This is a genomic window from Chitinophaga tropicalis (assembly GCF_009758205.1).
GTDB classification, from domain to species: Bacteria; Bacteroidota; Bacteroidia; order Chitinophagales; family Chitinophagaceae; genus Chitinophaga; species Chitinophaga tropicalis.
Map to the genome: position 1 here is coordinate 481595 of NZ_WRXN01000005.1, position 12814 is coordinate 494408.

11 protein-coding genes are annotated in these 12814 nt (G+C 44.1%); 4 read left to right on the plus strand and 7 right to left on the minus strand.

What is annotated here, in order from left to right; translation table 11 throughout:
• Window positions 1–127 precede the first annotated feature (127 nt).
• Complete coding sequence (locus GO493_RS14450; protein WP_198315713.1) at window positions 128–1021, plus strand: AraC family transcriptional regulator; 894 nt, start codon at window positions 128–130, stop codon at window positions 1019–1021.
• A gap of 8 nt (window positions 1022–1029) precedes the next feature.
• Here GO493_RS14450 and GO493_RS14455 read toward each other — a convergent pair whose 3' ends face one another.
• Both GO493_RS14455 and GO493_RS14460 read right to left on the minus strand, forming a co-directional pair.
• Window positions 1030–1689, minus strand: coding sequence for an alpha/beta hydrolase family protein (locus GO493_RS14455; protein ID WP_157306912.1), 660 nt, complete (start codon window positions 1687–1689; stop codon window positions 1030–1032).
• 70 nt (window positions 1690–1759) lie between these two features.
• The gene (locus tag GO493_RS14460; RefSeq protein ID WP_157306913.1) at window positions 1760–2278 is read right to left on the minus strand and encodes a C40 family peptidase; all 519 of its coding nucleotides are present in this window, start codon (window positions 2276–2278) and stop codon (window positions 1760–1762) included.
• A gap of 95 nt (window positions 2279–2373) precedes the next feature.
• Here GO493_RS14460 and GO493_RS14465 point away from each other — a divergent pair, with 95 nt between their 5' ends.
• Window positions 2374–2883 (plus strand): DinB family protein, encoded by a 510-nt coding sequence (locus GO493_RS14465; protein WP_157306914.1) that lies wholly within the window; start codon window positions 2374–2376, stop codon window positions 2881–2883.
• A 177-nt stretch (window positions 2884–3060) separates the two neighbouring features.
• On the opposite strand, the gene GO493_RS14470 is transcribed toward GO493_RS14465, so the two are convergent.
• The 4 genes from GO493_RS14470 to GO493_RS14485 form a co-directional block, all read right to left on the minus strand.
• Window positions 3061–4095, minus strand: coding sequence for an ABC transporter permease (locus GO493_RS14470; RefSeq protein ID WP_157306915.1), 1035 nt, complete (start codon window positions 4093–4095; stop codon window positions 3061–3063).
• Entirely contained in the window at window positions 4040–5056 is a 1017-nt protein-coding gene (locus GO493_RS14475) for an ABC transporter ATP-binding protein (RefSeq protein ID WP_157306916.1), read from the minus strand. The genes GO493_RS14470 and GO493_RS14475 overlap by 56 nt, the downstream gene beginning before the upstream one ends.
• 12 nt (window positions 5057–5068) lie before the next feature.
• Window positions 5069–5935, minus strand: a complete 867-nt coding sequence (locus tag GO493_RS14480; RefSeq protein ID WP_157306917.1) for a COG1470 family protein — start codon at window positions 5933–5935, stop codon at window positions 5069–5071.
• Window positions 5936–6070: 135 nt separating this feature from the next.
• Window positions 6071–7276 carry a DUF1624 domain-containing protein gene (locus GO493_RS14485; protein WP_157306918.1) on the minus strand — a complete coding sequence of 402 codons (1206 nt, stop codon included), beginning with the start codon at window positions 7274–7276 and terminating at the stop codon, window positions 6071–6073.
• Between the two features lie 329 nt (window positions 7277–7605).
• On the opposite strand from GO493_RS14485, the gene GO493_RS14490 reads away from it, so the two are divergent.
• Both GO493_RS14490 and GO493_RS14495 read left to right on the plus strand, forming a co-directional pair.
• Window positions 7606–8067, plus strand: a complete 462-nt coding sequence (locus GO493_RS14490) for an Lrp/AsnC family transcriptional regulator (protein ID WP_157306919.1) — start codon at window positions 7606–7608, stop codon at window positions 8065–8067.
• A 71-nt stretch (window positions 8068–8138) separates the two neighbouring features.
• Window positions 8139–8996: a hypothetical protein gene (locus tag GO493_RS14495; RefSeq protein ID WP_157306920.1), complete on the plus strand. Its 858-nt coding sequence runs from the start codon at window positions 8139–8141 to the stop codon at window positions 8994–8996.
• Window positions 8997–9195: 199 nt separating this feature from the next.
• On the opposite strand, the gene GO493_RS14500 is transcribed toward GO493_RS14495, so the two are convergent.
• A complete protein-coding gene (locus GO493_RS14500) occupies window positions 9196–12783 on the minus strand; it encodes a TraB/GumN family protein (protein ID WP_157306921.1) in 3588 nt (1195 codons plus the stop codon).
• Between the last annotated feature and the right edge of the window lie 31 nt (window positions 12784–12814).

Below are 12814 nucleotides of genomic sequence, written 5' to 3' on the forward strand. Positions count from 1 at the left end.
TCAAAGGTTCGCCATTTTGCATATTTAAACAATAGAAAAAAGAGGGAAATTGATGGATAAAATTATTATCTCTTTTTTAGTAAAAATATGGTTAATTTATGCTCACCTTATAAAAAGGATGGATATTATGCCGGACAATAAATACGCCATAAAAAAGCTTTCCGAGGGTTTTGAAGGCCAGCTATCCTGTATTTTGCCGGAAGCTACGAAGAGGTTTTGTGCAACGCATGCGCTGTGCCGGAAATTATATATTACTGACATTGGATTTTATCCGCATGCAGGACTGCACAACAGGGAGCGGCCTAAAGGATGTACTCAATATATCCTCATTTATTGTATTGAGGGAGAAGGATGGTACCGGTTGTATGATAAGACATTTATGGTAAAAGCCGATCAATACTTTATACTGCCAAAGCTACAGGGACACGAATATGGGGCAGCAGATAAAGAGCCGTGGAGTATCTATTGGGTACATTTTACAGGAGAGCAGGCTGAGCATCTTTATCGCTTTTTAACTCCGCGGAAGCAAGCAGGCCCGCAAACGGTTGCCCGTTCGCCAATGCGGCAGATGATCTTTGACGATATCCTGCATCACCTGGAATTTATGAACAATACGGAAAGCATTGTTTATGCAAATTGTAATTTGTATGCTTTTATAACCTCGTTTAAGCAAGTGCAATTAAAGACCGCCGATAAAAAAGGTAATTCTATTCAAACCGTTATTGCACTGATGAAGGACAACCTGGATAAAAACCTGACCCTAGAAGAATTTGCAGCTGCTGTAAATATATCAGCTTCTCATTTATCGGCTCTATTCAGGGAAAAAACCAAATACTCTCCTATCAGTCTGTTTACTTCTCTTAAGATCCAAAAGGCAAGCCAGTTGTTACAGGAAAGTGATTACAACATAAAAACTGTTGCTTCAAAATTAGGATATGATGATCAGTATCATTTCTCCCGGGTGTTTAAAAAGATCATGGGTGTTTCTCCCAGGAAGTTTAAGGAGACGGGGAATAATTAAATTGGGAGCTATTTGATTTTCTTCTCTATCCAATCTTTTGTTGCCTTTGTTAACAGTGGCATTGTATCTTTTTTCTTACCGGCTTTAAAAGAATGATCGGCATCTTCCAACTTTATTAATGTTGCTTTCTTTAGCGACTGGCATACGGTCTCAATCAGGTCCCATGTAGCAAGGGTATCTTTCGTTCCCTGTAAAAAGAGCATTGGCACCTTTACGTTTTTCAAATGTTCCGCCCGATCTATGGAAGGTTTGCCTGCAGGGTGTAGTGGAAATCCATAGAATATTATTCCTTTTACATCTTTACGCTGGTTTATTGATAAGTATTGTGAGGACATTCTTCCACCGAAGGATTTTCCTGATACAAACAGGGGAAGTGAGGGATATAATTCAAGTGCTTTATCAATAGCAGCCGCTATCGTTTGCTGGGCTACAGCCGGAGAGTCTGGTCTCTTCTTCTTTTGTTCGGTAAAAGGGAAATTAAATCTTAATGTTCCAATGCCTGTTTCGGCCAGGGCAGCTGACAGTGTTACCATAAAAGCATGATTCATATCTGCACCGGCGCCATGGGCCAGGGTCATCATGCAGATGGGCTTTTGGGGGACTGTGCATATAGCTGATACTGCGTCTAAAGGCGATGGCAATGTCAGTGACAGCGATTTAATATCCATAATTTATTGTTTGATATAGTATTCAAAGATAAGCATGCTTATGGATTTCATATAAGAGTTGTAACGGTGTTCAGAAAACCCTGATCACTTTTACAAATCTTCCCATGTAATAGGGATTAAGCGTTGTTTCTGTGACCCCGTATGCCTTTCCTGAGGTGGAGTGGATAAAGACCACTTTATCGCCCGATTGGGTGATAATTCCCATATGTCCTACTGTTCTGATGGTACTGTCTGTGCCTGTAAAGAGAATGAGATCTCCGGGTTGGGTCTCCGCGAGCTTTACTTCTTTTCCTTCGTTAGTAAAACCGGTGGAGGTCCTGGGAACTTTTATATCAAAGTGATTGAATACGTATGTTATAAAGCCGGAACAGTCGAATCCTTTTTTGGGATCGGTTGAACTGTATTTATAAGTGATGCCTTTCAGTGTTTTAGAGAATGTTATCAGCTCTGCCGGGGTAGTAGTGCCGGTTTGGATACTGGAATGGTTGACTGTGATAACAGTGTCAGGTATACTGACATATGCTGGCTTGTCCGGGGAGTTTGACAGCAGCAGGGAAAAAAGTGTTTTCAGGATAGTTATCTTATACATATTCAAATATAACAATTTATATACATACAATATTCCTGGTTGAAATTCACTAACCTAAATTTCTCTACATTTGAGTCTGACATATTCATTACACCATGAAAAGAACTGAATGGTTTAAGAGAACGTTCCCTGTCATTGAAGATAACGGGCTGTTGCCTACAATCATAGAAAGACTTAGTGGCACTCCGGCCCGTGTGGAGGAGATAATAGGCACATTAGATCCTGACCTGCTGACGTTAAAGCAGGAAGGGAAATGGAGCATTAAAGAGGAAATAGGACATCTTGGCGACCTGGAGCCATTGTGGTACGGAAGAATAGATGACCTGGTAAATGGAGGAACTGAACTGAGAGCAGCAGATCTGACTAACCAGACCACGCATACAGCTGATCATAATTCTGCAAAAACGGTTACGCTTCTGCAACGGTTCAGGGAGCAAAGGAAAGCCTTTGTGAACAAGCTGTTGGCATTGACGGATGAACAGCTGGAAAGATCGGCATTACACCCAAGGCTGAAAACGCCGATGAGGATCATAGACCTGGCATATTTTGTAGCTGAGCATGATGATCATCATCTGGCGAGGGTGAGGGAGATAGCGAGGTGGTAGTTCTTTAAAGCCATAAAATTGTTCAATTTCGTGTCAGGGCCTGGTAATGAGGCGCTGAATATGGGATCTCATAAATTCCTGTAATAACTGACTTTGGCGCTGAGCACTATTATAGTTTTTACTCGTTCTCTCCCGGTCTTTACATCCGGGAGAGAACGAGTAACCTTAATTGCTGCTTCAGGTCCTTATTTCTCTCCTCATAAACCAGAAGTACGCCAATGCAAAACAGGCTGCTGTTGAAGCGAGTAACCCGCTGACCTGAGGCCATACGATCAATACACTTTCCCGGAAAGGCAGAGGAGAGGGAATAGCTCCTGCCATTTGTTCCATGGTCAGGGGGCCAAGGCTTCTGACCGAAGGCATCAGCAGGGTTGTTGTGGCATCGGTATACAGCTGGCTGGGCGCTAACCGGAGCAGGTCGAGTATCAGGTTGTTATAAAAAAGAATATCGTCCTGCGCCAGGAGGTTGGGATCAGGGAAGAACGACCTTACGATCATATTTACGATGATCCTGTAAAAAACAGTAAAGAACAACCATATACCAATAGCTGTAAGCGCCGATGTAGTGGCTTGTTTGAACTTTACGGAAAGCAGGATGGCCAGGCTTAACCAGAAGCCAACATACAGCACGGTAAGTATAACAAAAGACAATATCCGGAAAACCTCTGCTGTTTCAATCGGGACGCCGGTAATGACCAACCCGCCGCCAATCATCAACAGGCTAAGTGATAAAAATAAGGCCGCCACAATGATCAATGCACTTACAAATTTGGCGAGTAACAAATTATCTCTATATACGGGTTGTGCCAGTAACCTGATCAGCGTGCCATTGTTCCGTTCTGCATTAATTGCGTCGAACCCCAGGCTGATTCCCAGAAGAGCCCCGAGGAAACTCATGAAAATATGAAAGGGAGGAAGGGAGCCATCTGTTGCCGTCAGTAGTTTCAGGTAAAGGAACAGATGGTCAGGATCATTTTCATTCGATACAGCCGCTTTCAGGTTACTCAGGGAAACATACATAGCTCCCGCGAAAGTCAGTACAATAAGTATAAGCAATACAATAAACCGCCAGCTGCGAATATGATCGGCAACTTCTTTACGTACCATTACCGCAAATGGCCGGTTGTAAAATGCAGCCTCTGACCTTGCTGCTTTTTTAATTCGCAGTCTTCCTGAAAAAAGATCTTTGAAATAAACCGCTGGACTTTCCATGAGACACGTTTTCAGTTAGATTGTTATCAAAATACTGTTGATAAATTTCTTCCAATCCGTATTCTTTCCGATATACCCCTGTAATTCCGAAACCTTTTTCCACAAAAAGTCTTACCAGTTCAGGAGTGATGTTTTCCACACATGAAATATCAACGCCGTTACCAGATACTGTTACTTTCCTGACAGCCCCTATTTCCGACAGCATAGATTCCAATTCCGCGGTATCAGGCGGTGTATCTGCAAGCGTTATAGTTACCAGGCAGGATTCTTCAGAAAACAGGTTTTGGGAGAGCTGATGGATATTTCCTTCTGCAAGCAACTTACCGCCGACAAAGATCCCTACGCGATCACAAACCTGTTGTACCTGGTGCAGGTGGTGAGAAGAAAGCAGTACGGTGATGCCCTGTTGCCGGCTTAACTCCCGAATAAGCTGAAGGAACTCTTTTACGCCGGTTGGATCGATACCAAGTGTTGGTTCGTCCAGGATGATCACTTCGGGTTGCCTGATCAATACATCTGCCAGGCCGAGTCTTTGCTTCATTCCCCGGGAATAGGCGCTTGTTTTTTTGTGCATGGCGGCGCCCAGTCCTACCAGTTCCATCATTTCCTGTACGCGATCATGCACATTATCTATTCCCAGTCCGTTTAACCTGGCGATATACAACAGGTTCTCGAAAGCGGTCATGTTGTCATAGAACCCTACGTTATCGGGCATGTAGCCAACCTTTCGTTTTACGCTGATGGGGTCACGGGTAGCGTTAAAGCCGCATACTTTTGCTGTACCTGCGGAAGGTTCAGTGAGTCCCAGCATCATCAATATGGTGGTGGTCTTACCTGCACCGTTGGGTCCTAACAGGCCAAATACCTCGCCGGCTTTAATTTTGAGATGAAGGTTGTCTACAGCTTTCAGAGAACCATAGAATTTCGTTAATCCTTCCAGTTCAATAATTGCGTTTTCCATATGTAAACACGCTTATCTTCTGCCGTATTTCCGGATCAGGTAATAGATAATTCCAACAGCCAGCAATATCACCATTACGCCCAGCCATCCTGCGAGCAGGGAGGTGGTGACGGTCATACGAAAAGAGGCGTTACTGCTTGTATTGGCATTTTTAACAGAGAAGTTTGTTACGTAATCGCCGGCAATCGTTTTGTCTGGTACATGTACCATTGCAATTACGTCTGCGGATTTGCCGGGTTCCAGCCGCTCAATTCTTGCGGGATCGAAGGTTGCATCCCATTTGGGGGGTGATTGTGCGGATAGCTCCAATCCATCGAGGGGAAGGGAGCCTGTGTTTTTTATAGTCAGGTGAACGGGTTTACGGCTGCCTTCTGTGATGTCATCGCTCAGCCGTCCGTCGGGGGTTGTCAGTTCGACAGTATATGTGCCCTTGACCACTGCTTCCAATTCCAGCAGTACTGTATCTCCTTCCGCTGTGGCAGTAACCGGAATATTGTATTTACCTGGCTGTACCGCAGGCGGGGGAGTGAACTCGATAGATATGTCCTGTGTTCTGTTTGAGTCCAGTCTGAAGGAAGTGACCTGCATACCCTCTACCCGGAATGCTGTGTTCCAGCCGGCGGGCACGCGGGCGGCGAGTTCGAAGATGGCGGTATGCCCTTTGCCATTGTGTAAGGAAGCGTTGTACCTGAATGTTTCTTTGGCGGTGGCTTCCAGGTTGATCAGGCGGGCGGTGAACGTTGTAGCCCGGATGTTTGTGGGTGGACTTCCCTTGAATGAAAGTGGGATAAAGGAAAATACAACAATAAGACCAAAAAGGTTGTAAAAGCAGGATCCGCGGCCCCTGTTTCGCCGCGATTGACGAATTAGCGCTAACATAAAACTAACAAATAATTAAATTCATTAATAAAATAAAAGCGCCTTTAAAAAAGGCCAGCTAATTTATAACAAAGTGAATATTTTTTCCAAATGAAATTTAAAAAAAATATTTCCCGCGGATCCTGTCTTATTACACTAAAAATAACTTAACCACTTTTTATTTGCCTGGTTTGCCTGTTTGTATTGGCTGAAGCGAAGGCATAACGGGTAAAGACCCACTATTATCACTACCCATAAAATATACACTACAGGTAAAGAAAATCCATATCCTCTCAGTTGAGGATTGGATGTAACCCAGGTAGTGAGATTTACCATATTCCCGGCACCGAACCCTGTCAGCATAGTTGCAATGATGGCCATGCCATGTGTGAGCGGGATATGCACGAGGTAAAAGAACATAGGTACTCTGCCAAAGACGATTGCCTTAGAGGTAAGCTTGTTCAGCGGCTGTTCTGCATAAGCCAGGAAGAGCAAAGCAGGACCGAGGGTCATGAGTATATAGAGAAAAGAGGGTGGGTATTTTGTTGTATTGATAAAGGAGAAGACCGTGAACAGGAAATCTTTCTGTGCTGACCAATGCGCGGCGTCACCATAAATATTTGTCCATCTTAAGACGATGAAAAGGAGGATGGCTCCGATACCGATGTTGCGCAGTGATCTTTTACGGATTTCCGGGGCTATGCCCTGTGTATACAGACTACCGAGACAATAGCCTAAGGTAATGATGCCTATATATGGGAGAACCGGGTAACCTACAATGATAGTAGAAAAACCTACATTGAATCCTGCAAAGTTGGGCTGGTGTAAAACAGACCATAAGAATGTCAGCGCATTGTTGCCGGTAATGTGAACACTATCCAAAGCATTATGCCCTGCTATTAACACTATTCCAATGAACAACTGTACCGGGCGTGGTAAATGGATGAGCAGGGAGAGCGTCATCATGCTGATGCCAAATGCCCAGATGACCTGCAGGATGAAAACAGGATAATGAGGGTTAAAGGTCCATGCCAGCGTAACGAAAAGTGCCTCCACTATTACCAGCCAGAGACCTCTTGTGAGGAGGAATCCGGAAAGGGCTTTTTTGCCATTCTTGAGTCCGTAGAGGCAGGCGGAAGTACCAGCCAGGAGCATGAAAATGGGTGCGCAGAAGTGAGTGATCCATCGGGTAAGGAAGATGGGGGCGGTTGTGTGCTGCAGGTCTGTTGGATCATTGATATAGGAATAGGCGTGAAAATAATCACGGGTGTGATCCAGTGCCATAATGATGATGATAATTCCCCGGAGAAGGTCGATAGATTCAATCCGGCGTTTTACAGTTCCTTTAACGGAATCCGACATAAGGATATGTTTAGAGTAAATAATGTGCTTAAGGTTATGCGTTCTGTTCTATAAGTATCTTTTCTTTGATTATGTTCAGGTGGTTGATAACATGACCGGTTACAAGATAGCTTAACGGTGCTGCCGTTGGCGTACAAAGTTATATATAAACAAAACAATGTGTAAGATATCAAGATAACTTTTGTATATAATTCCTGAAAACAGCGGCGTACCGATTTAAGTTTTTTACCTGGAGTGGTCTGGTCCTGCGGGCTAAGCTGAGATGTTTAGCGAAGCGCTGTGCTTTCTACGAAAGTAGTTTTATTTTTTTAGCTTAGTAAAAAAATCCGATGGAAGAGTTAAGTAAACAAGAACTGGAGCTGTTGAGGATACTTCAGAAGAACTGCCGGTTTGACATTACTGAGCTGACGGAGCGGTTGAATATGTCCCGTACTTCTGTCTACGACAGGATTAAAAAGCTCGAGAATGAAGGGTATATAAAGGATTATGTTGCTCTTGTTGATCATAAGAAAGTTGGGTTGAATTTTACGGTTATTGTGAATGTTGCGTTGAATAGTCAGCGGATAGAATATGTTGAGGAGTTTCTGGAAAAAGTAGCTGTGCTGGATGAGATTATGGAGGCTTATGTTACAGGTGGGATATTTGATGTGATACTGAAAGTTGTGGTTAAAGATCCGGATGCGTTTAATGATTTTGTTACGAAGAAGCTTTCAGTGATTCCTAATATCAGCAAGATACAGAGTTCTTTTGTAATGAGGTATATTAAACAGTCGACGGTGTTGCCGTTTTAGTTAAATATTTTACGTATACTTGTGTCAGGTATTCTCTTCTCAACCTCATAGGGATTGCAAATTGAACCACTATGAGTCAAAAATCATTTTACGATCTTGAGTATCTCATTGAGATAAATGAAAAGAGAATAGAAGAATATATTTCTGCCTATCAGAAAATATTGGAAAGACTTACCAATATAGTAATCGTTTATTCCGCACTTGCAATTTTCTTTATTCCTATCTGTCAGGATCTCTTTCAGTCTGAGATTACGCATTGGTTATTTATTAGCAGTTTCGTGATCTTTGTGGGGCTATTCTCATTTTCATTATACTTTACTATACGTTTGATTATTCCCGAAGATGTTGCATATCTCGGCTCACCGAAGAGGTATTATAATACTCTTCGTTGGGAATATGAGCAGTTAATCGAAAAACAATCATTTGATTGGCAGGAAAATATTGATAAACAGCTACAGGCATCATATGTAGGTGAGCTCGAACGTATACTTACAACAAACATCCGGGCATTTGTTAAGAAAAGTTCATTTTATTACAACGCACTTACATTTAGCCTCCTTTCTGCTGTCCCATTTTTAATATGCCTGGGGTTCCATATTATGAAGAAAGAAGATAAAATTCAGAAAGTGAAAATTATTAAGCAGGAGAAAATTCTTAATTTACATCTTTATAAATTAGATTCCATTATGTATGACGCCAAAAAAACCAATTCCGGCAAGCCTCCAATAAAGTTTGGAACAACCAGCAATTTACCTGGTGTTGATAACAGCAAGGTAATTCCATCTTCACCTTTTATAATCAGGGAAAATTCCAGCAAAATAAGAAAGATGAAAGATGTTCCGGCCTGGTGGGATGAGGATGATTTCAAGGATCACAATTCCTGGTCTTTATTATCGGTATTGAATAAGTATTTTAAAAAGCTCTTCTAAACAAACGAGGGTAGTTTCAATGAAAACTACCCTCGTTGCATTTCATCGGACTTATCAAAAAAGGTACAAGTCTCATTCCTTTTCCGTGCAGAAAATAGTAATAAACCCCTTGGGCAAAAGCGTTTTTGCAAGGGAGAGGGCCTGCGGCCGGCTGCTTTATAAAGAATGTTGGGAGATGAGATTTATGCGGCAGCTCACGTTAGTCCTTTTCTTCAAGGTAATCTTTATATGCTTTTGTTGCGACGGCTGTTAATTGCTTTCTATCCATTACTATACTTTTATCGTTGATCCAATGCGTTAGCTCAGGCTCGAAATTAAGCTTAGCAGGCTCCAGCGGATGGGGGCCGTTTAAGACATACTCCCAGTCTTCACTATCTTCTGTTTTATAACGGTATAATATAAGCGATACAGCCGGTGTCTTTTCCGGTTGTACCCTTATATGAGTTACCATCTCAATAGCTGACAAAGTATATTCCTCTTCCAGGTAATAGGTCAGATAACTGCGTCCAAGCAGGTCCTGGGAAAGCAGGTGACGGATGTGCTGCAGCTGTTGCTGTTCTTTCATTGTCTGGATGAATGTGTATGCTGTACTGTGATCTGTGAGAATACTGTTAAGTATTTTATCACTTACTTTAACACCCTGTCTCATTAATCCACGTGCTCCCAGTGCACGCAATGACATAGTAGTATCTGCCAGCAGCTCGCGAAACTGCTCTGCAGAGGAAGAAGGCATTCCCGGCAACGCAAGTATATGGCCGGTCTGCAACAGGTCATTCTCCCAGTTCCAGCTGCTATCTGCATCCGGGTCCCTGTCTTTCCATTTTCTCAACTGTCGTTTAAACATTTCTGTTACACCAGGCAATAGCCGTTCCAGTTTATGCTGATTAAACTGAGGCGGCAGCCAGAGGGAATCGTGACTGGTATATGCGGTGAAGGCATGGAGGAAGCTTCCGGAACGTTCAGCAGCAGCTATCATGTCAGGCAGATACAGATGATACAGGCTGTCTGTCTTGAAAGAGCCTGTAAAGATCCCCCTGTCGGCACAACCTTCCGGCAATTCCGGAGCCAGGCGGAAAAAAGTACGGATAGCAGAATCTGAAGACAGGCCGTTCAGGAAACGCAGCATACGCTTTCTTAGCTGAAGATCGGTTGTGGCAGTAAACAACATCTCTGTTGTATGGACAACAGCATCCCCTCCTATCTTTCCTAATGAAAGCAGCAGCTTAATCCTGGTATTATTATCACCGGTATCTGCCGGAAAAGGTTTGGCCAGTGCATTTAAAACAGGTCCTATGTCTGAGCTGTCCGGAGTAAAGTTGGGCAGGTATTTACTGGCGGCATTAAATGCCATTGTATCTGTGCTCCGGAGGTCTTTCAGCAACAGATCCAGTTTCTTCTGCTGGAGCCGGCGGGTATCTGCTTTCTCCTTCCTTCCGGGGCGGAAAGAAGCAAGGAACTGCGGGCCGTAACCTGTGGTTACCAATTCTTCCGGCAGAATGGCAGACATCCTGTAGACGGTATGACCTGCTATCACCGCCTTTCGGTAGAACCGTAAACCACTGGACCGCACCTTCATTTCTACCTCATATACAGGCAGGCCATCTGAAACATATTGTTTCTTACTGTTTAAGATAAATGTGGTATCTACCTCGAGCACAAATTTCTTCAGGAGACTGTCAGGTTCATCGTGATAGTAAGGCGAGTATTTATCTATTTCTATCATGTACATAGAGCTGGAGCCGCTGTCCATAACAGCGTAGTACTGTACATTGACAGGCGATGAGCCGTAGCTGTAGTCGCGGGAATTGCCGGTAAAGATACCCGGCCCTGCTATAGTAAAACTGCTGTCTGCCGGTGTAAAAGTAACAGTCGGAGGATGCGCCTGTAAAGGCAGTAGCTGGAAGCCGTACAGGAAGCGTTGCCAGTAGCTGCTGTCTGTACGGACGCTGTCATAAGTGCATACCAGGCAGTACATGAGGTTACCACGTGGTATAAAATGCAAGCGGGAAATAAAACTATTGCCATAGCGGTAACTATAGCGGTAGCGTGGTAATCCGCCCTGTGTATCCAGTGCTGAATCTGCCGGTTTCATAGCGCTATCCTGCCTGAGCAGTTGTTCCCGGATGCTTTCAAGCACCTGTTTATCATTTATGTTATAATAACCTACCTGCATCTTCTGGATCTGCAATACGTAGGAGATATTGTTAGCATCGTCAAGAGCAGAATATACTTCCTGCGGACGGGAATTTCCGCTGTTACCGGTTTGTATATGATTAGCTTCGGAAGGCATGATGACAGCGAAGCCCTGTTGCACATTACGGAGGGTATCATATACTGTAACGGGGCGCACAATATCATAGAAGCGTACGGACTGGAAAAATGTCTTCCTGGCGCTGCTGTCTTTTCCCTGATAACTGTGCATGAATACAAAAGCCCTGTTATTACGGATAAACACACGTATATATAAAGGTGAGCTTTGCTGCAGCAACACAGCTTCTGTTCCGGCTATATTGCGATAAGTGATAGGATAGGATCTTTGCAGTACAGCATTCCCCTGGGCCGCCATATTGTTGATCATGGTATTTACCAGTTCCCGTTTATCTGTTGCCAGTTGGGGAATATCCATGGTAAAGGCGAAACCGGCTTCGGTCTCGCCGCCACCTATATACATTTTACGGTTTAAATTGGGGATGGGATAAGCCATCGGGATGCCCGGCAGCTCGACACTGTAACCGTCAACGATCCTGTTCAGTGAATAGCCTTTCAGGCTGTCCAGCCGCTGACGCTCCCGCTGGGTTATACCAGTAAAAGTGGCTTTGACGGGAGTTACAGAATAGCCCTTCTCCCGTAACAATGATAAGATACCTTTTTCGCCAGGCAGATGAGCTACTCCCACGGCCGCAAAAACGCTGCCTTTATTGATCAGGGCAGCCAGGTTCCTGGCCATTTCATTATTACGGAGCTCAAGATCAAGGTCTTCTCCGCTATTCCCCCAATCGTTCACTACTTTTGCTATCTCTTCCAGGTTGCCTTCATAATACAGGTCTACGAGCGACTCTAAGGATGTTGCCCGCTCTCTGATCCTGTCTGTTATATTCTGTGTCTGACCGGTATTATTATAGCCGAGATTCCATAGAAATGCTTCCTTCTGTACATCTGAGATATTAGCGTCCATAATATCCATCTGGTTCCGGATCCTTTCCAGGCTATGTACCGGTTTGTGCAGCCCGGTAACTTTCTGGTGGAGCCAGCCATCCAGGAATATGTTCTCTGTTTTACGGGCGGGACCGGTGCTTTTGTCCAATACTTCGTCCTCGTCGATAAGCAGCTTCTCTACAAACCATAAGCGTTTCAGTCTCAGCTCTTCCAGGGGAGCGCCGGTCTTTTCTATCACCAGGCTGTCTACATAACGGTATTCATCCGGGCTCAGGACATGACGCAGGTGGTTTACGGTATCGAGTAGTGGTCCGTCGGGCGATAACATATAAGCCATCAGTGAGTCCATATCTACTTCCATGGCAAAGGAGGATGCGTTGCGCAGCGCGGTTAATACTGAATCGCTGAATTCGAATACCCGTTTATCTGTGAGGTGCATAGTGCCGAACAGGTAGGAAGGGGCTTGTAATCCCGGGCCATTAATACGCCAGAGCAACTGATAATGAGGTCTTCCTTTCTGCTGAGCGTGCAGTGCGACTGTTTGCATCAACAGGGTCAACAGCAGGTATACTGTTATGAGAACAAAGCGTCCGGTGTTCCCTTTCCGGCACCATGTAGGGGTATTAAGCATATACAAATTTAAAAAGGTTAGGGCAGTCAGG